This window comes from Breoghania sp. (assembly GCF_030066895.1).
Classification (GTDB): Bacteria; Pseudomonadota; Alphaproteobacteria; order Rhizobiales; family Stappiaceae; genus Breoghania.
In genome coordinates this window covers 236,521-255,800 of record NZ_JASJAV010000001.1, presented here as the reverse complement: position 1 = coordinate 255,800, position 19,280 = coordinate 236,521, and the positions used below count along the sequence as shown (strand labels likewise).

14 protein-coding genes and 1 pseudogene are annotated in these 19,280 nt (G+C 61.2%); all 15 read left to right on the top strand.

Translation table 11 applies throughout. From position 1 onward, the window contains the following. Positions 1-15: 15 nt before the first annotated feature. The 15 genes and pseudogenes from QNJ43_RS01315 to tsf all read left to right on the top strand — a co-directional run bounded on the left by QNJ43_RS01315 (position 16) and on the right by tsf (position 19,222). Positions 16-630 (top strand): NADH-quinone oxidoreductase subunit J, encoded by a 615-nt coding sequence (locus QNJ43_RS01315; RefSeq protein ID WP_300466747.1) that lies wholly within the window; start codon positions 16-18, stop codon positions 628-630. 83 nt (positions 631-713) lie between these two features. After that, positions 714-1,022, top strand: a complete 309-nt coding sequence (nuoK, locus tag QNJ43_RS01310) for an NADH-quinone oxidoreductase subunit NuoK (protein ID WP_300467268.1) — start codon at positions 714-716, stop codon at positions 1,020-1,022. A gap of 6 nt (positions 1,023-1,028) precedes the next feature. Next, complete coding sequence (gene nuoL, locus QNJ43_RS01305) at positions 1,029-2,999, top strand: NADH-quinone oxidoreductase subunit L (RefSeq protein ID WP_300466745.1); 1,971 nt, start codon at positions 1,029-1,031, stop codon at positions 2,997-2,999. Beyond that, a complete protein-coding gene (locus tag QNJ43_RS01300; RefSeq protein WP_300466743.1) occupies positions 2,999-4,516 on the top strand; it encodes an NADH-quinone oxidoreductase subunit M in 1,518 nt (505 codons plus the stop codon). The genes nuoL and QNJ43_RS01300 overlap by 1 nt, the downstream gene beginning before the upstream one ends. Before the next feature lie 12 nt (positions 4,517-4,528). Continuing rightward, complete coding sequence (gene nuoN, locus QNJ43_RS01295; RefSeq protein ID WP_300466741.1) at positions 4,529-5,971, top strand: NADH-quinone oxidoreductase subunit NuoN; 1,443 nt, start codon at positions 4,529-4,531, stop codon at positions 5,969-5,971. Positions 5,972-6,005: 34 nt separating this feature from the next. Then, a complete protein-coding gene (locus QNJ43_RS01290) occupies positions 6,006-6,767 on the top strand; it encodes a biotin--[acetyl-CoA-carboxylase] ligase (RefSeq protein ID WP_300466739.1) in 762 nt (253 codons plus the stop codon). After that, positions 6,764-7,839 (top strand): annotated as a pseudogene (locus QNJ43_RS01285) (ribonuclease J). The gene QNJ43_RS01290 and the pseudogene QNJ43_RS01285 overlap by 4 nt, the downstream one beginning before the upstream one ends. 153 nt (positions 7,840-7,992) lie before the next feature. Continuing rightward, the gene (mce, locus tag QNJ43_RS01280) at positions 7,993-8,397 is read left to right on the top strand and encodes a methylmalonyl-CoA epimerase (RefSeq protein ID WP_300466737.1); all 405 of its coding nucleotides are present in this window, start codon (positions 7,993-7,995) and stop codon (positions 8,395-8,397) included. 28 nt (positions 8,398-8,425) lie between these two features. Then, positions 8,426-8,710: a DUF1467 family protein gene (locus tag QNJ43_RS01275; RefSeq protein WP_300466735.1), complete on the top strand. Its 285-nt coding sequence runs from the start codon at positions 8,426-8,428 to the stop codon at positions 8,708-8,710. A 750-nt stretch (positions 8,711-9,460) separates the two neighbouring features. Continuing rightward, positions 9,461-10,777 (top strand): proline--tRNA ligase, encoded by a 1,317-nt coding sequence (gene proS / locus QNJ43_RS01270; protein ID WP_300466733.1) that lies wholly within the window; start codon positions 9,461-9,463, stop codon positions 10,775-10,777. Between the two features lie 125 nt (positions 10,778-10,902). Beyond that, positions 10,903-12,180 (top strand): lipoprotein-releasing ABC transporter permease subunit, encoded by a 1,278-nt coding sequence (locus QNJ43_RS01265; protein WP_300466731.1) that lies wholly within the window; start codon positions 10,903-10,905, stop codon positions 12,178-12,180. Further along, positions 12,177-12,887 carry an ABC transporter ATP-binding protein gene (locus tag QNJ43_RS01260; RefSeq protein WP_300466729.1) on the top strand — a complete coding sequence of 237 codons (711 nt, stop codon included), beginning with the start codon at positions 12,177-12,179 and terminating at the stop codon, positions 12,885-12,887. The genes QNJ43_RS01265 and QNJ43_RS01260 overlap by 4 nt, the downstream gene beginning before the upstream one ends. Positions 12,888-13,620: 733 nt before the next feature. Next, positions 13,621-17,058, top strand: coding sequence for a DNA polymerase III subunit alpha (dnaE, locus tag QNJ43_RS01255; protein WP_300466727.1), 3,438 nt, complete (start codon positions 13,621-13,623; stop codon positions 17,056-17,058). Between the two features lie 247 nt (positions 17,059-17,305). Beyond that, positions 17,306-18,145 carry a 30S ribosomal protein S2 gene (gene rpsB, locus QNJ43_RS01250; RefSeq protein ID WP_300466725.1) on the top strand — a complete coding sequence of 280 codons (840 nt, stop codon included), beginning with the start codon at positions 17,306-17,308 and terminating at the stop codon, positions 18,143-18,145. Positions 18,146-18,295: 150 nt separating this feature from the next. Further along, a complete protein-coding gene (gene tsf, locus QNJ43_RS01245; RefSeq protein ID WP_300466723.1) occupies positions 18,296-19,222 on the top strand; it encodes a translation elongation factor Ts in 927 nt (308 codons plus the stop codon). Positions 19,223-19,280: the final 58 nt, after the last annotated feature.

Below are 19,280 nucleotides of genomic sequence, written 5' to 3'. Positions count from 1 at the left end.
CAGGGGCACACCGAGATGATCCTTCACGCATTGTTCTTCTACCTGTTTGCCGCGGTGACGGTGACCTCTGCCTTCATGGTCATCTCCTCGCGCAATCCGGTGCATTCGGTGCTCTTCCTGATCCTGACGTTCTTCAATTCCGCCGGGCTCTTCCTGATGCTGGGCGCGGAGTTCCTCGCGCTCATTCTGGTCGTTGTCTATGTTGGCGCGGTGGCCGTGCTGTTCCTGTTCGTGGTGATGATGCTGGATGTCGACTTCGTCGAGCTGCGTCAGGGCTTCCTGCAGTATCTGCCGGTTGGCGCGCTGGTCGGCCTGGTGCTGCTGATCGAGCTTCTGCTGGTGCTGGGCGGTTGGTCGATTTCCGCCGATGTCGTGGCATCCGCGGTGACGCCCATTCCGTCGCTGTCGGATCTCTCCAACACCGAGGCGATCGGGACGGTGCTCTACACCCGCTACATCTTCTTCTTCCAGATCGCGGGGCTGGTGCTGCTGGTGGCGATGATCGGGGCGATCGTGCTCACGCTTCGGCACAAGGCCTTCGCCAAGCGGCAGAACATCGCCGAGCAGGTTGGGCGTGATCCGAAGACGGCGATCGAAGTCCGGAAGATCGATTCCGGCAAGGGTATCTGAGACTTGAAGTCATGAAAGCGGCGATCACGATCACCGGACGCGAAGAAATCAAAGAGGGACGGATCACCGTCAGGGCGAGGACAATGGAAATCGGACTGTCACATTATGTTTCCGTTGCAGCGATCCTGTTTACGCTCGGCGTGTTCGGCATCTTCCTGAACCGCAAGAACGTCATCATCATTCTGATGTCGGTGGAATTGCTGCTGCTAGCGGTCAACATCAACCTGGTCGCCTTCTCACATTATCTGGGTGATCTCGTCGGTCAGATTTTCGCGCTGCTGGTTCTCACCGTCGCAGCCGCCGAGGTTGCCATCGGTCTCGCCATCCTCGTCGTCTTCTTCCGAAATCGTGGTTCCATCGCGGTTGAAGATATCAACCTGATGAAAGGCTAACGCGGCATGTACATGGCAATCGTCCTGCTGCCGATTCTGGGCTTCCTGGTTGCGGGCATCTTCGGCCGGGTGATCGGCGCCAAGGCGTCGGAATACATCACCAGCGGCCTTCTGATCATCGCCGCGATCCTTTCCTGGGTCGCGTTCATCACCGTCGGCCTCGGCGATGGTGAAACCCAGATCGTCCCCGTCGCGAGTTGGATCGTCTCCGGAGCGCTGGATGTGCAATGGGCCATCCGGGTCGACACGCTCACCGTCGTCATGCTGGTGGTGGTCAACACGATCTCCGCGCTCGTGCATGTCTATTCCATCGGCTACATGCACCACTGCCCGAACAAGTCGCGTTTCTTCGCCTATCTGTCGTTCTTCACCTTCACGATGCTGACGCTGGTGACCGCCGACAACCTGGTGCAGATGTTCTTCGGCTGGGAAGGCGTCGGCCTTGCCTCCTATCTGCTGATCGGCTTCTGGTATCAACGTCCGTCCGCCAATGCGGCCGCGATCAAGGCCTTCGTAGTCAACCGCGTCGGTGACTTCGGCTTCGCGCTAGGCATTTTCGGCGTCTACTACCTGTTCGACAGCGTCAATTTCGGCACCATCTTCGCCAATGCGCAGGGCTTCGTCGAAGGCGGTGCGGAGAGCGGCGAGGCGGTGCTGACCTTCCTCGGTCATCCGTACGATGCTTCCAGCGCGATGACGGTCGTCTGTCTGCTGCTCTTCATGGGCGCGATGGGCAAGTCGGCGCAGTTCCTGCTGCACACCTGGCTGCCGGACGCCATGGAAGGTCCGACGCCTGTTTCCGCGCTGATCCACGCCGCCACCATGGTGACCGCGGGCGTGTTCATGGTCGCGCGTCTGTCGCCGCTCTTCGAGCTGTCGCACACCGCGCTGACGGTCGTGACGCTGATCGGTGCGACGACCGCGTTCTTCGCCGCCACGATCGGTCTCGTGCAGACCGACATCAAGCGCGTCATCGCCTATTCGACCTGTTCGCAGCTCGGCTACATGTTCGTCGCGCTGGGAGTGGGCGCCTACGGGGTCGGCGTCTTCCATCTCTTCACGCATGCCTTCTTCAAGGCGCTTCTGTTCCTGGGCGCGGGCTCGGTCATTCACGCCGTGTCGGATGAACAGGACATGCGCAAGATGGGTGGTCTGAGGAAACACATCCCGGTCACCTACCGGATGATGATCGTCGGGACGCTGGCGCTGACCGGCTTCCCGCTGACCGCCGGCTATTTCTCCAAAGATGCGATCATTGAGGCGGCTTTCGTCGGTGAGAATCCTTTTGCCCAGTATGCCTTCTGGATGACGGTGATCGCCGCGCTGCTGACGTCCTTCTATTCCTGGCGTCTCATCTTCCTGACGTTTCACGGCAAGCCGCGGGCCTCGGTCGACGTGATGAAGCACATCCATGAATCGCCCCCGGTGATGACCGTGCCGCTGATGGTTCTGGCGCTCGGCGCTCTGGCTGCGGGCCTGGTCTTCTCCGGCTCCTTCGTCGGGCACGGTTATGGCGGGTCCTGGAAGATCGCACTGTTCGTGTCTTCCGAAAATCATGTGCTGGAGGAGATGCACCACGTTCTGGCCTGGGTGAAGTGGTCGCCCTTCGTCATGATGACGATCGGTCTCGTGGTCGCCTGGTACTTCTACATCAAGGTGCCGGATGCGCCGAAGCGGCTCGCCGCACGCCACGAGGGGCTCTACAAGTTCCTGCTCAACAAGTGGTATTTCGACGAACTCTACGATTTCCTGTTCGTTCGTCCGACCATGAAGCTTGGCAGGCTGCTGTGGAAGCGGGGGGACGGCACCATCATCGACGGCTTCGGGCCGGACGGGGTTTCGACCCTGGTGCAGGACGTCACCGCGCGCGTGGTGCGGTTGCAGACCGGCTACATCTATCACTATGCCTTCGCCATGCTGATCGGCGTTGCGTTACTCGTTACCTGGAGCATGTTCGTGGGCGGGGGAGCTCACTAATGAACGACTGGCCTCTGCTTTCAATCGTAACGGTTCTGCCGTTCGTCGGTGCGCTGTTCGCGCTTGTCGTTCAGGGGCAGGACGACAGCGCCAAGAACAACATGCGCATGGTGGCGCTGTTGACGACGGGCTTCACCTTCCTCGTCTCACTGTTCATCTGGGTGGGCTTCGATCCTTCGAACCCCGGCTTCCAGATGGTGGAAAGCGTCGAGTGGCTCGACGGCAAGATCGGCTACAAGATGGGTGTGGACGGCATCTCGATGCTGTTCGTCATCCTCACCACCTTCCTCATGCCCTTCTGCATCCTGGCGAGCTGGAATGCCGTCCAGGTCCGCGTGAAGGAATATATGGTCGCCTTCCTGGTTCTGGAAGCCCTGATGATCGGCGTCTTCTGCGCGCTCGATCTGCTGGTCTTCTACGTCTTCTTCGAAGGCGGGCTGATCCCGATGTTCCTGATCATCGGCGTGTGGGGCGGCAAGCGGCGCGTCTATGCGAGCTTCAAGTTCTTCCTCTACACGCTGACCGGCTCGCTCCTGATGCTGGTTGCGATCCTGGCGATGTACTGGGATGCGGAGACGACGGACATTCAGGTTCTGATGAACCATCCGTTCTCGCCCGAGATGCAATTCTGGCTATGGATCGCGTTCTTCGCCTCGTTTGCGGTGAAGATGCCGATGTGGCCGGTTCACACCTGGCTTCCCGACGCGCACGTCGAGGCGCCGACGGGGGGGTCGGTCATCCTGGCGGGTATCCTGCTGAAGATGGGCGGCTACGGCTTCCTGCGCTTCTCGTTGCCAATGTTCCCGGTCGCCTCGGAATATTTCGCGTCCTTCGTCTTCATCCTCTCGGTGGTCGCAATCGTCTACACATCGTTGGTGGCGTTTGCCCAAGAGGACATGAAGAAGCTGATCGCCTATTCCTCGGTCGCCCATATGGGCTACGTGACGATGGGCATCTTCACCATGACCGCGCAGGGCGTGCAGGGCGGCATCTTCCAGATGCTGTCCCACGGCATCGTTTCGGCGGCATTGTTCCTGTGCGTGGGCGTCATCTACGACCGGATGCACACCCGCGAGATTTCGGCCTATGGCGGGCTGGTCAACCGCATGCCCTGGTATGCGATGGCCTTTATGATCTTCACCATGGCCAATGTCGGCCTGCCCGGCACGTCGGGCTTCATCGGCGAATTTCTGACGCTGATGGGGGCGTTCGAGACGAATACCTGGGTCGCGACCACGGCGGCGCTGGGCCTGATCTTCTCCGCCGTCTATGCGCTCTACCTCTATCGTCGGGTGATCTTCGGATCACTTGAGAAGGAGAGCCTGAAGTCCATCCTCGATCTCTCGACCCGCGAAAAGGTCATTCTGGTGCCGCTGATCGCGCTGACGATCCTGTTCGGCTTGTATCCGGCACCGATCCTTAACGTGACGGCCGCTTCGGTCGATCATCTGATCACCAACTACCACGCAGCGATTGAGACGGCCCAGAAGACCGCCGCGCTGATCGTGGTGCAGTAGAGCAGACCCGCGATGCAGCCTGAGCTAACTCTCTTGCCCGATCTGATGTCGGCTCTTCCGGAGATATTCCTGGCCGTCGGTGCCCTTGTCCTGTTGATGATCGGCGCCTTCGGCGGCGAACGGGCCACCCCTGCGGTGACCGGTATGTCGGCGGCGCTCATCGCCCTTGCCGTGATCGTTCTGCTGTTCATGCCGGTGGATGGGGCAAGCTTCGGCGGCGCGTTCGTGCAGAACGCCTTTGCGCGCTACGTGAAGATATTGACCCTGATCGGCTCCGGTCTTGCCATTGCCATGTCGGTCGCCTATGGACGGGCGGAGAAGTTCGAACGCTTCGAATACCCGGTTCTGATCGTTCTCGGCACGCTGGGCATGATGCTGATGATCTCCGCGACCGATCTGATCGCGGTCTATCTCGGCCTGGAGCTGATGAGCTTGTCGCTCTACGTGGTGGCGTCGATCAACCGGGATTCCGTGCGCTCCACCGAAGCGGGTCTGAAATACTTCGTCCTTGGCGCTCTTTCGTCGGGCATGCTGCTCTACGGGATGTCGCTGGTCTACGGTTTTACCGGGCAGACGAGCTTTGTCGCGATCGCCGAAACGCTAGCTCGTGACGGCAGCTCGCTTGGGCTGACCTTCGGTCTCGTCTTCATGCTGGCGGGCATGGTATTCAAGATCTCGGCCGTTCCCTTCCACATGTGGACACCGGACGTCTACGAGGGCGCTCCGACCCCGGTCACCGCCTATTTCGCCGCCGCGCCGAAGATTGCGGCCATGGCGATGATCACCCGCGTCGTCATCACCGCGTTCGAGCCGGTGGTTCTGGAATGGCAGCAGGTCATCGTCTTCGTTTCCATCGCGTCCATGGCGCTCGGTGCCTTCGCTGCGATCGGACAGAAGAACATCAAGCGCCTGATGGCCTATTCCTCGATCGGTCACATGGGCTATGCGCTCGTCGGCCTCGTGGCGGGCAGCCAGGCAGGCGTGCGCGGTGTCATCGTCTACATGTCGATCTATCTTGCGATGACGCTTGGGACGTTCGCCTGCATCCTGGCCATGCGCCGCAAGGAAGGCATGGTCGAAGAGATCTCCGATCTCGCGGGCCTGTCGCGCACCAATCCGATGATGGCGTTCCTGCTGGCGATGCTGATGTTCTCGCTTGCGGGCATTCCGCCGTTGGCGGGCTTCTTCGGCAAGTTCTACGTGTTCCTCGCCGCGGTTGAAGCGGAGTTCTACACGCTTGCCGTGATCGGTGTTCTGACCAGCGTGGTCAGCGCCTTCTATTATCTGCGCATCGTCAAGATCATGTATTTCGATGAGCCGGTTACCGGGTTCGTTCCGATGCCGAGTGAATTGAAGGTCGTGCTGGGCCTTGCCGGTATATTTGTCATCTTCTTCGTTGCCATTGCCGGCCCGCTTGTCGGGGCCGCCGGTACGGCCGCCAAGACCTTTTTCTGAGGGTACATTGCCGGTCAGGGCGGAGACGATCGCTGTGGCGCCCGGATACAGGCGCAGACACGAACAGAGCGTCGGATCGACGAACGCGGAGGCGTTGAATGCTGCCCGGTCGGGTGAACCCGGCGGGCTGTGGATCACCGCCGACCGTCAGACGGCCGGGCGCGGGCGTCGGGAGCACACCTGGGTTTCGGAGAAGGGGAACCTCTATGCGTCCCTGCTGCTCGCCGACCCTTGCGAGCCGGAGCGGCTGGGCGATCTGCCCATGGTGTGTTGCGTAGCACTTGCCGATGCGGTGGAGGCCTTAACCGGGCGGATCGGACTTGTGTCGATCAAATGGCCCAACGATCTCCTGGTCGAAGGGGCCAAGATCTCCGGCATTTTGCTTGAGTCGGATACGATGACGGACGGGCGTCTCGTCGTGGCAGCCGGATTCGGGGTCAATTGCAACCATCACCTGGAAGCCGCGAGATACGCGACCATTGATCTCGCCTCGCTGGGATATCGGGTGACGCCTGACGATCTTTTTAGCCGTCTTGCCGCAGCGCTCGCCTCGCGTCTTGAGGAATGGCGGGGCGGCGAAGGTTTTTCCGCCATCAGGGCGGTTTGGTTGAAACGTTGCGTTGGCATCGGTGCTCCGGTAACAGTGCGCCTGCCGGACCACGATATCAGCGGCATTTTCAGAGCCCTGGACGAATATGGCCGGCTTTTGCTGGAAACAGGTTCGGGCACAATGACGATTTCCGCCGGGGACTTGTTTTTCGGAAACTCCGCCGGTCGAGACGAGGAGAGCACATGACCGATACTGCCGAACTGGTGTTCTGTCCGCTGGGCGACGTCGGCGAAATCGGCATGAACATGGCGCTCTACGGGTTCGGCCCGGCCAAGTCGCGCACATGGCTGATGGTCGAATTGCGGCGTGAGCTTCGCCGGTCCCGATCTGCCGGGCGTAGACCTCGTCTTTCCCGACATCCGTTTCATCGAAGCCGAGCGCAAGAACCTCGCCGGTATCGTCATCACGCATGTGCACGAAGACCATTACGGCGCGCTGATGGACCTGTGGCCGCGCCTGGAAGCGCCGCTCTACATGACGCCGTTTACCGCCAGGCTTCTCAAGGCGAAGGTCTACGGCTATGGCGGGCTCGACATTCCGGTCAATGTCGTGGAGCAGGGCGATCGGTTCGAGATCGGTCCCTTCGATATCGAACTCATTGCGATGTTGCATTCCATCCCCGAGCCGACGTCGCTTGCCATCCGCACGGAACTGGGAACGGTGCTGCACTCCGGCGACTGGAAGATCGATCCGCAGCCGGGTATCGGCAAGCCGATTGATCTGAAGCGGCTTGGTCAGATCGGCGTGGAAGGCGTTCTGGCGCTGGTGAGCGATTCCACCAATGCGGTGCGCGACGGCGTGAGCCCCAGCGAGGCAGATGTGGCCGCGTCTCTGGTGGAGATCATCCGCGGTGCCAAGCATCGCGTGGCGGTCACCACCTTTGCCTCCAACGTGGCGCGGCTGAAGGCTGTTGCAATTGCGGCGGAGGAATGCGACCGCGACGTGGTGGTGATCGACCGGGCAATGAAAACGCACGCTCGATGTGGCCGCCGAGCTCGGCTACATGGACGGCGTCAAGCCGTTTTTCGACGAGGAAGTCTATCCCGAGGCTTCCGTTCTGGGGTTGCCGGACGAGGACGCGGAGGGCGAGGACGTCGTCGTCGACGCGATCGAAGAGGCGGTGGAGAGCATTCCGCGCAAACGCCGCCGCGACCCGGAATTGGTGCGCGAAGCTGCGCGCCGGGCTGCACGCGCTGCCGTTCTGCAGCGCTGGGGCAAAAAGCCCGTATGCAAGATCCTTGTCAGCGTGATCGATTGATACGAGCGCCGTTTCCCGGGAGGAGGGCCGTTCGTTTTCCTGTCGCGCCGATCTCCGTCTGACGTTAGGGTCGGGATCGTTCGGGTGCAGGACGGGAGAGGGCGTCTGTCCCGGATTTCGGGAAATTCGAATGAGTTGGGAGAGTATTCGAAAATGATCGGACGTCTGAATCACGTCGCCATCGCTGTTTCCGATACCGAGGCCGCGACTGCCATCTATCGCGATACGTTGGGAGCCCATGTCTCCCAGACGGCGCCGCAGCCCAATCACGGTGTCACGACCGTGTTCATCGAGTTGCCGAACACCAAGATCGAGCTTCTCGAGCCTCTCGGAGAGAACTCTCCGATCTCCAAGTTCCTCGAAAAGAACCCCAGCGGCGGCATTCATCACGTCTGCTACGAGGTCGATGACATCATCGCCGCGCGCGACGAACTGAAGGCCAAGGGCGCGCGGGTTCTGGGAGACGGGGAGCCCAGGATCGGCGCCCACGGCAAGCCGGTTCTCTTCCTGCACCCGAAGGATTTCCTCGGCACGCTGACCGAACTGGAACAGGCATAGCCGGAAACCGGACGGGGAGGGACGGTCGATGGGATTCGTGGCGTGGCTCGCGATCTATTTCGTTGTCTGGTGGGTGACGCTGTTTGCGGTCTTGCCTTTCGGGGTGAGAAGCCAGGAGGAGGCGGGCGATGAGATCGAGCCGGGTTCGATGCCCGGCGCGCCGAGCCGTCCGCTCATGCTGCGCAAAGTGATCGCGACGACCGTCGTCGCCGCGCTCGTGACCGGCTGCGTCTACTGGGTCATCACCTTTTCCGGCCTGACACTCGACGATATTCCGATCCCTGTCGGCTTTACCTCCGAAAGCTATAGCTGAGCGAACATGTCCTATTCGCCCGGCTTTGTCCGGGCAATCCTGCGCGGTCAGCCTATCCTGAAATTGCTGGCTCCTCCGGACAAAGTCGGGGAATGACGGTGGGGTGGGGGTGCCCATGTTCCGCCGCCTGTGTGCCCGCGCTCAGACTCCGTCCGAGGTTTCCGCTGAAAATCACGATATGGCTGATAACGGGTGTTGGCGATCTCGAAGTGCGTCAATCCGCCGGTCGGTGCGTTCGAGCCGCCCTGACGGCCCGGATATCGGCGCGGCAACGATTTCTCAATCAATGTGACCAAACAAAACCATAAAAAACAAGCAAGGCCAAAGCCTTGCTTGTTTAAGTTCTGCGTCCAAAAATTCTCAAGCCACCGGAACCCGGTATTTTCTCAGTTCCGAGCACGGCTGTTACTTCGGGATCTTTTGGATCCTTTCTGTGCGCCTGAGGGCTCTTCCTCCCAAGACTCAGACCACGATGCCTCATTGTGAACTACTCCCTCTAGGGGAGACCCTTAATGTCGAATACGCGACTGTCGCACGTCTGTCACCTATTTGTGCGACCTCTGCTTAAAATTAGTGCATAACTTTTCTTGATCATTTATGAGGCGGCAAATCGGCCCGATAGGGGAAGTACGACAGGCGGGGGAAATCGCAGGCGGTTTATGGTCGGTGGGGCTTGTGTTTTGAACGGTCATGCGGTTTGACTGCCCGCCAAACTGCCCCGCGCAGCAACCCGGAACGAAGAGCTCCACGATGCGTCTTTCCAAGTTTTTCCTGCCCATCCTCAAGGAGGCTCCCCGCGAGGCGGAGATCGTCTCCCACCGGCTGATGCTGCGCGCCGGTATGATCCGTCAGCAGTCGGCTGGCATCTATTCGTGGCTGCCGCTCGGACACCGGGTGCTGCGCAAGATCGAGCAGATCGTGCGCGAGGAGCAGGACCGCGCCGGTGCCGTGGAAATTCTGATGCCGACGATCCAGTCGGCCGACCTGTGGCGCGAAAGCGGCCGCTATGACGCCTACGGCGCGGAGATGCTGCGCATTCAGGATCGCCACGAGCGCGAGATGCTCTACGGGCCGACGAACGAGGAGATGGTCACCGACATCTTCCGCGCCTACGTGCGTTCCTACAAGGATCTGCCGCTCAATCTCTATCACATGCAGTGGAAGTTCCGCGACGAGCGGCGCCCTCGTTTCGGCGTCATGCGCGGCCGCGAGTTCCTGATGAAGGACGCCTATTCCTTTGACACGGACAAGGAAGCGGCGCGTCACGCCTATAACCGCATGTTCGTGGCCTATCTGCGCACTTATGCCCGCATGGGGCTGAAGGCGATCCCGATGCGTGCCGATACCGGCCCCATCGGTGGCGACATGAGCCACGAGTTCATCATTCTGGCCTCCACCGGCGAAAGCCAGGTCTTCTGCCACAAGGATGTGCTGGATCTGGAAGTGCCTGGCGAGGACACGGATTTCAGCCAGGATCTGACGCCTATCGTCGATACCTGGACGCGGGCCTACGCGGCGACCGACGAGATGCACGACGAGGCGGCGTTTGCGGAGATCCCCGAAGACAAGCAGGTGACCGCCCGCGGTATCGAGGTCGGGCACATCTTCTATTTCGGCACCAAGTATTCCGAACCGATGGGCGCCAAGGTCGTGCTTGCCGACGGTAATGAGATCCCGGTTCACATGGGCTCCTACGGCATCGGCGTCTCGCGGCTTGCCGGCGGCATCATCGAGGCCTGCCATGATGATGCCGGTATCATCTGGCCGGATGCTGTCGCGCCGTTCCAGGTCGGGTTGATCAATCTGAAGTCCGGCGATGCGGTAACCGATGCGGCGTGTGCCGATATCTACGAGAAGCTGACCCGGGCGGTCGTCGAAGTCCTCTACGACGATATGGACGGGCGTGCGGGCGCGAAGTTCGCGACGATGGATCTGATTGGCCTGCCGTGGCAGTTCGTGGTCGGTCCGCGCGGACTGGCGAGCGGTGAGGTCGAACTCAAGCGTCGCGCCACCGGCGAACGCGAGAGCCTGACCATCGAGGCCGCCCTCAATCGCCTGGCGGCCTGAAAGGCTTGAGCTTCTTTTCCGTGGACCATCGCGGCCGCCGTCCTAAATCGGTCAACTTGATGCCGCAGAAGGTGATTCCATGAGACGGGTTCGTCTAATGGACCCCCGTCAGACGGGAGCAAGGTATGAACGCGGCCACCGAGCCGAGCGGGACAAGGCCTTTTGCGGCCTTCGAATGGGTGCTGGCCGGGCGCTACCTGCGCGCGCGTCGGCGCGAGACCTTCATTTCCATCATTGCCGGGTTCTCCTTCATCGGCATCATGCTCGGCGTTGCGATGCTGATCATCGTGATGGCGGTGATGAACGGGTTTCGCGGCGAGCTGATCTCTAAGATCCTCGGCATCAACGGTCACCTTCTGGTGCAGCCGATCGACAGCCCGCTCGATGATTACGACGCCGTCGCCTCGCGGATTGAAAGCATGCCAGGCGTGCGCTTTGCCATGCCGTTTGTGGAAGGGCAGGGGCTTGTTTCCGGTCCCGCCGGCGCCTTCGGGGCGCTGGTGCGCGGTGTCACGAAATACGATCTCGACCGCCTGCCGCTCGTCTCCGGCAAGCTCGTCGCCGGGAACCTCGACAACTTCGACAAGGCGGGCGGTATCGCCATCGGATCCCGCATGGCCCGCTCGCTCGGCGTTGTGGTCGGCGATACGGTCACTCTGGTGAGCCCGCGCGGTAGCGTGACGCCGATGGGCGTGACCCCACGCATCAAGGGCTACAAGGTGGTGGCGATCTTCGAGATCGGCATGTCGGAATATGACAGCACCATCGCCTTTCTGCCGTTCCCCGAGGCCCAGCTCTATTTCAACAAGGAAGGGCAGGCGACGGCGATCGACGTCTTCCTGAACGACCCGGATGCGATCGCGGGGATGAGCCACAAGATCGAGGAGGCTGCGGGACAATCGGCCTTCGTCACGGACTGGCGACAGCGCAACACGACCTTCTTCTCTGCGCTGGAGGTGGAGCGGAACGTCATGTTCCTGATCCTGACATTGATTGTGATCGTCGCGGCTTTGAACATAATTTCCGGCCTCACCATGCTGGTGAAGGACAAGTCCCGGGATATCGCCATCCTGCGAACAATGGGCGCAACGCGCGGCTCCATCCTCCGCGTCTTCATGATCATGGGGGCGAGCATCGGCACGTTCGGGACTTTGGCGGGGCTGCTGCTCGGCTATGTCGTGTGCCTGAACATCGAAAGCATCCGCCAGTTCATATCCTGGCTGACGCGCACCGAACTGTTCTCGCCGGAACTCTACTTCCTGTCCAAGATGCCTGCCGACATGAATGCGGGCGAGACGTTCTCCGTCGTCCTGATGGCGCTCGTGCTGTCCTTCCTGGCGACTCTCTATCCCGCCTGGCGCGCTGCCCGGCTCGATCCGGTGGAGGCTCTGCGTTTCGAATGACTGCATCCGCTTCCACCCAATCGGCCCAGGAAACCGCCGTGCTCTCGCTTGTCGACGTCGATCGTCGCTACAAGGAGGGGGATCGCGCGCTGGACATTCTGTCGGGCGCCAACTTCACGCTTCGCCCTGGCGAAACCGTGGCTCTGGTAGCGCCGTCGGGCGCGGGCAAGTCGACCCTGCTGCACATAGCCGGCCTGCTCGACCGTCCGGATGCGGGCGAGATCTATGTCGACGGTCGCGCCTGCAGCAAGCTGTCGGATGAGGCGCGCACCCGTATCCGCCGTCTCGATATCGGGTTCGTCTACCAGTTCCACCACCTATTGCCGGAATTCACGGCGGTAGAGAACATCGCCATGCCACAGATGATCCGCGGTCTCAGCAAGCGGGAAGCCAACAGTCGGGCGATGCAACTTCTCAAGTACATGAAGCTGGAGGAGCGGGTCGATCATCGTCCGTCCGAATTGTCGGGCGGCGAACAGCAGCGCGTGGCTATCGCGCGCGCCGTGGCCAATGCACCGCGCATCCTTCTGGCGGACGAACCGACCGGCAATCTCGATCCCGAGACCGCGTCTTATGTTTTCGAGGTGTTGACCGGTCTCGTGCGCGCCAGCGGTCTGGCGGCACTGTTTGCCACGCACAATCTGGATCTGGCCGCGCAGATGGATCGCCGCATTATCCTTTCCAAGGGCAAGGTGGTGGAGCTGTAACCGGCTCGCTCCGCGCGCACCGGGTCGCGTGATCCTGCAGGGCTGTGGTAAGCGACGCCCGGCTCGGGCGGTTCCTTGTGAGAAATGACCGGGCATAAAATGTTCGGTCAAATCGCGCCGTGCGTTAACGACTGATTCACCTGCATATTTTTCCTAAATTGCGGAGGCGACAAAAATCTTGCAGGACGAACATAAATAGAACTATATGTTAACATATAGTGAATATCGTGTGGAGAGACAGATGCTTCAATTTGCTCGCGATACAACCGCTTTCGGTGTTCTTGTCCTGTTCGGCCTCTCTCTGAACATGTGGGCCGATGTGTTGTCACAGCTCAGTTGATTTTTGTTCGCACAGTTTCTCGATTCCCGCGGGTGCGCTTGTGCATAGCGGGCAGAGCTTGTGCTCTTGTGCTCGACATGGCGGGTGGGACGCGGAAAACTGGGTGCGGATTAGCACTGCCTCCGGTCTTGCCTGCGCTTGAGTGAGCGGGATCGGTCGAATGTCCGGGATGGGGCCGAAGATCGGGCGTGATGCTCAGGTTCCCGACCGCGCGGCTTTGGCCTTTATGTAATGGTTTCGATCCGCCGCGAAATTGCAGGGAGAACGGAAGGGCGTGCATCGCCTTCTGTCTTCTTTTCGATGGCCGCGGCCGGTCTTTGAGCGGCAGTACCGAATCTCCGCCTTATGGCGGCATTGGATCGATAGATCCTGCCTGTTCCGGAGGTTTGCTTTATGGCCGATGTCGGCTTCGTTCACCTGCGCGTTCACTCGGCGTTTTCGCTCCTTGAAGGGGCGTTGCCGATTCCGAAGCTGATCAAGCTTGCGAAAGCCGATGAGCAGCCCGCGCTGGCGATCACCGATACCGGCAATCTCTTCGGCGCGCTGGAATTCTCCGAAAAGACTTTCGGTGTGGGCATGCAGCCCATCATCGGCTGTCAGCTTGCCGTCGATTGGGGCGATGATGGCGACCATCGCAAGCCGGGCGACACCTATCCGGAAGTCATTCTGCTGTCGGCGAATGATGAGGGATATGCGCATCTCGTCGAACTCGTCAGCCATTCCTACATCGATACCGAGAACGGGGTGCGCCCGAATGTGCCCGCGGAGCTGCTGGCCTCCCATTCCAATGGGCTGATTGCGCTGACGGGCGGGGTTGGCGGACCCGTGGGGCGGGCGATCCTTGCAGGCCAGGAAGGTGTCGCGCGCACGCGCCTGAGCCGGATGAAGGACATGTTCGGCGACCGGCTCTACATGGAGCTGCAGCGCCACGGCATGACCGAGGAGCGCCAGTGCGAAGGGCTTTTCGTCGACTATGCCTATGAGGAGGGGCTGCCTCTTGTTGCGACCAACGAGGCGTTCTTCCCCAAGCGCGACGACTACGAGGCCCATGATGTCTTGAGCTGCATCGCGGAAGGCCGGGTCATTATTGAGGAAGACCGGCGCCATCTCACGCCGGAGCACTATTTCAAGTCGCGGGCGGAAATGGTCGAGCTTTTCGCCGATCTTCCCGAGGCAACCGAAAGTACCATCGAGATTGCGCGCCGGTGCCATGTGTGCGTGCCCAAGCGTAAGCCGTTGCTGCCGCGGTTCGCCGGTGCCGATTCAGATCCGGAAGAAGCGGAAAAGGCCGAGGCTGCGGAGCTGATCCGTCAGGCGCACAAGGGCCTGGAACGGCGCCTCGCCGCGCACGGTCTTTCGGCCGGCCACAGCCGTCAGGACTATGACGATCGCCTCGCCTTCGAGCTCAACATTATCACGAGCATGAAGTTTCCCGGCTACTTCCTGATCGTTGCGAACTTCATCAAGTGGGCGAAGGCGCATGGCATTCCGGTGGGGCCGGGACGTGGTTCGGGCGCTAGTTCCCTTGTTGCGTGGTCGCTGACCATCACCGACCTTGATCCTCTTCGGTTCAACCTGCTGTTCGAGCGATTCCTGAACCCTGAACGTGTGTCGATGCCGGACTTTGACGTCGACTTCTGTCAGGATCGCCGCGAAGAGGTGATCCGCTACGTGCAGCGCAAGTACGGGCGTGGGCAGGTGGCGCAGATCATCACCTTCGGTACGTTGCAGGCGCGCGTCGTCTTGCGCGACGTCGGCCGCGTGCTGCAGATGCCCTATGGCCAGGTCGACCGGCTGTGTAAGCTGGTGCCGCAGAACCCGGCCAATCCGGTGACGCTGAAACAGGCGATCGAGGAAGAGCCGCGCCTGCGCCAGGCGGCGGACGAAGAGGAGATCGTCGACAAGCTGCTGAACATCGGCCAGAAGCTCGAGGGTCTTTATCGCCATGCATCGACCCACGCCGCTGGCGTGGTCATCGGTGATCGGCCGCTGGAACAGCTCGTCCCGCTGTACCGCGATCTCCGTTCCAATATGCCCGTCACCCAGTTCAACATGAAGTGGGTGGAAAAGACGGGCCTCATCAAGTTCGACTTCCTCGGACTGAAGACGCTGACGGTGCTCTCCACCGGCGTGAAGCTGATCGCACGGCGCGGCATCGAGGTGGATCTGTCCACCATTCCGCTCGATGATCCCGCGACCTACAAGCTGCTGGTCAATACCGAGACGGTCGGCGTGTTCCAGCTTGAAAGTGCGGGTATGCGTCGGTCCATCGCGGGCATGCAGCCTGACCGCTTCGAGGACATCGTCGCGCTCGTGGCGCTCTATCGTCCGGGCCCGATGGACAATATCCCCACCTACAACCGCCGCAAGCACGGCGAGGAGGAGCCAGACTACCTCCACCCCAAGCTGGAGCCGATCCTCAAGGAAACCTACGGCATCATCATCTACCAGGAGCAGGTGATGCAGTTGGCGCAGATCCTCGCCGGCTACTCGCTCGGCGACGCTGATCTGCTCCGGCGCGCCATGGGTAAAAAGATTGCCGCGGAAATGGAGGTCCAGCGCTCCCGCTTCGTGGACGGCGCGAAAAAGAACGGCGTGGATGGCGCGCAGGCCAAGACGATCTTCGATCTGGTCGCGAAGTTCGCCAACTACGGCTTCAACAAGTCGCATGCCGCCGCATACGCGCTGGTCGCCTACCAGACGGCCTGGATGAAGGCGAACCATCCGGTTGAGTTCTTTGCCGCGCTGATGACCCTCGACATGGGCAACTCGGAGAAGCTCAACGACTTCCGCCGGGAGGCGCAGCGTATGGGCATCAAGGTGGTCTCGCCCAACATCAATCTTTCTTGCCACTATTTCGATGTTCAGGACGGCGCGATCATCTATTCGCTGGCGGCTATCAAGGGCGTCGGCAGCCATGTGATCGAACATATCGAGGAGGTCCGCAACGAGGGCGGGCCGTTCAGCGATATCGGTGATTTCGCCCGCCGCATCAGCCCCAAGCAGATCAACAAGCGCACTTTGGAAAACCTGATCGCCGCCGGCACCTTCGATTGTCTGGACAAGAACCGGGCGAAGCTCACGGCCGGTATCGACCGGATCATGGGCGAGGCGCAGCGTGCGGAAGAGAACGCCACTTCCGGCCAGGGCGATATTTTTGGTATGGGCGAGCCGGAGCTGTTGCGTCTCAACCGCGTCGAGCCGTGGCTGCCGGAGGAGAAGCTGGCGCGCGAGCTTGCTGCCGTCGGGTTCTATCTTTCTGCCCATCCGCTGGATGAATACCGGGGCGTTCTGGACCGGATGCGGGTGCAGATGTGGGCCAGCTTCGAAGCCTCGGTGAAGCGTGGGGTGGCTGCCGGTCGTCTTGCCGGTACCATCACGGCCAAGCAGGAGCGCAAGACCAAGTCCGGCAACAAGATGGGAATCGTGCGCGTCTCCGATCCGACCGGCCAATATGAGGCGATCCTTTTTTCCGAGGCCCTGGTGCAGTTCCGAGATCTTCTGGAAGTCGGGAAATCCGTCGTCCTGATCGTGGCGGCGGAAGTGAAGGAGGAGGGGGTCGGCGTGCGGATCCAGAATGTGGATCCGCTGGAGGCGGTCGCCAACCGGATCCACAAGAGCCTCAAGATCTTCCTGCGCGACAGCACACCGGTGGAAAGTCTTCGCCGTCACCTCAGCCATCGCGGCGACAGCGAAGTCTCCGTCGTCTGTCTGCTGGAGGATGGCGCGCGAGAGGTCGAGGTCCAGCTTCCCGGCCGCTATCAGATCTCGCCGCAGGTCGCGAGTGCGCTTAAGGCAGTGCAGGGCGTGATTCAGGTGGAGATGGCATAGCCGGGCGTGCGCCCGATACGGCTCTCATGTCATATTTGACGAAACCGGATCCAGCCCTCCCGGCGGTGAGGCTCGACTTCCTTTCGGTTCTCGCCATTGATGCCTTGAAACGGTCCCGCGCCCGCACTATAAGGCGCCCATTCCACACGCGGAGCAGGGCGGCGCATATGCGCCACAGTCCATCCGGTGATCGGGTCCGCCCGTTACCGCTTCGCGGAAGCTAACCGGAAAAACGGAGTTACAAGGCATGGTTTTGCCTGATTTTACCATGCGCCAGCTGCTGGAAGCCGGCGTGCATTTCGGCCACCAGAAGCACCGTTGGAACCCGAAGATGGGCGATTACCTCTTCGGCATTCGCAATAATGTCCACATCATCGACCTGTCGCAGACGGTGCCGCTGATGCACCAGGCGCTGAAGGCCGTGTCCGACACGGTTGCCGCCGGCGGCCGCGTGCTCATCGTGGGCACCAAGCGTCAGGCGCAGGAGCCGGTTGCGGATGCCGCGCGCAAGTCCGCGCAGTACTTCGTCAACGCCCGCTGGCTCGGCGGCATGCTGACCAACTGGAAGACGATCTCCGGTGCGATCCAGCGTCTGCGCAAGCTTGAGGACATGCTCGCCAGCGAGCAGGTCACCGCGCAGCTCACCAAGAAAGAGCGGCTCTTCATGGACCGCGAGCGCGACAAGCTGGAGCGTAACCTCGGCGGTATCAAGGATATGGGCGGCATCCCCGACCTTATCTTCGTGATCGACACGAACCGCGAAGCCATCGCCATTCAGGAAGCCCGCCGTCTGGGTATCCCGGTTGTCGCGATCCTCGATTCCAACTGCGCCCCCCAGGGCATCACCTATCCCGTCCCGGGCAACGATGACGCCGGTCGCGCCATCCAGCTTTACTGCGACCTGATCTCGCGCGCTGCCATCGACGGTATCGCCCGCGCGCAGGGTGCCATGGGCATGGATCTCGGCGCTGCCGAGGAAGTTGTCGAGGAGCCTGCGCTGGAGAGCGAAGCGGTTGAAGAGATCGCTGCTGTGGTCGAAGAGGTCGCTCCTGCTGCAGAGGCCGAGGGTACGAACGCGGGCGAGTAAGCCTGAGCGTTCGACGCCGCGCTCGAGCGCGGCACGATAAATGACAGGACGTTGGCCGCCTGCGGAAGGTCCGCTGTGCGGCCGTCGTTTCACGTATGATCCCCGCTCGGTGGTGACCGGTCGGGGTTCTCAGCATCACGAGAGGCACTGATGATCATTACCGCTGCGATGGTGAAAGAGCTCCGCGAAAAGACTGGAGCCGGCATGATGGACTGCAAGAACGCACTCAGCGAGAACGGTGGCGGCATGGAAGCCGCGGTCGACTGGCTGCACACCAAGGGTCTCGCCAAGGCCGCTAAGAAGGCCGGCCGCGTCGCCGCGGAAGGGTTCGTGGGCGTTGCTGCGGACGGAAACAAGGCGTCTGTCGTCGAGGTGAACTCCGAGACCGACTTCGTCGCCCGCAACGAGAACTTCCAGTCCTTTGTCGCCGGCGTTTCCAAGGCGGCTCTAGATGTCGACGGCGATGTCGAGAAGCTGGCCGCGAGCACGTTCCCGGGCAAGTCGGAGACGATCGAGGCGACGCTCAAGGATCTGATCGCCACCATCGGCGAGAACATGACGCTGCGCCGTGCCGCGACCGTTTCGGTCAACAACGGCGTCGTCGCCACCTACATGCACAACGCTGCCGCTGACGACATCGGCAAGATCGGCGTGCTCGTCGGTCTGGAGTCGACCGGCGACGCTGAAAAGCTGTTCGCCTTCGGCCGCCACGTTGCCATGCACATCGCCGCGACCAACCCGTTGGCTCTGAACGCCGACGAGCTGGATCCGGACGTTGTCGTGCGTGAGCGTCACGTCTACGCCTATCAGGCCCGCGAGTCCGGCAAGCCGGACAACATAGTCGAGAAGATGGTGGAAGGCCGGATGCGCAAGTTCTACGAAGAGTCGACGCTTCTGAAGCAGCCCTTCGTGATCGATCCGGACAAGACCGTGGAAGCCGCCGTTGTGGCGCTGGCCGGCGAGCTTGGCACGGACGTCAAGATCACTTCCTTCGTTCGCTTCGCCCTTGGCGAAGGCATCGAGAAGGAAGAGATGGACTTCGCCGCCGAGGTCGCGGCGGCGACCTTTGGAAACTAAAGCCTTTTGGGCGTCGGAGCGATCCGACGCCCTTCTTCTATCTGCGATCGGTCGCGCT

Coding starts and splice junctions, on each gene's coding strand:
- QNJ43_RS01315 (WP_300466747.1), top strand. CDS start 16: ATGATCCTTCACGCATTGTTCTTCTACCTGTTTGCCGCGGTGACGGTG.
- nuoK (WP_300467268.1), top strand. CDS start 714: ATGGAAATCGGACTGTCACATTATGTTTCCGTTGCAGCGATCCTGTTT.
- nuoL (WP_300466745.1), top strand. CDS start 1,029: ATGTACATGGCAATCGTCCTGCTGCCGATTCTGGGCTTCCTGGTTGCG.
- QNJ43_RS01300 (WP_300466743.1), top strand. CDS start 2,999: ATGAACGACTGGCCTCTGCTTTCAATCGTAACGGTTCTGCCGTTCGTC.
- nuoN (WP_300466741.1), top strand. CDS start 4,529: ATGCAGCCTGAGCTAACTCTCTTGCCCGATCTGATGTCGGCTCTTCCG.
- mce (WP_300466737.1), top strand. CDS start 7,993: ATGATCGGACGTCTGAATCACGTCGCCATCGCTGTTTCCGATACCGAG.
- QNJ43_RS01275 (WP_300466735.1), top strand. CDS start 8,426: ATGGGATTCGTGGCGTGGCTCGCGATCTATTTCGTTGTCTGGTGGGTG.
- proS (WP_300466733.1), top strand. CDS start 9,461: ATGCGTCTTTCCAAGTTTTTCCTGCCCATCCTCAAGGAGGCTCCCCGC.
- QNJ43_RS01265 (WP_300466731.1), top strand. CDS start 10,903: ATGAACGCGGCCACCGAGCCGAGCGGGACAAGGCCTTTTGCGGCCTTC.
- QNJ43_RS01260 (WP_300466729.1), top strand. CDS start 12,177: ATGACTGCATCCGCTTCCACCCAATCGGCCCAGGAAACCGCCGTGCTC.
- dnaE (WP_300466727.1), top strand. CDS start 13,621: ATGGCCGATGTCGGCTTCGTTCACCTGCGCGTTCACTCGGCGTTTTCG.
- rpsB (WP_300466725.1), top strand. CDS start 17,306: ATGGTTTTGCCTGATTTTACCATGCGCCAGCTGCTGGAAGCCGGCGTG.
- tsf (WP_300466723.1), top strand. CDS start 18,296: ATGATCATTACCGCTGCGATGGTGAAAGAGCTCCGCGAAAAGACTGGA.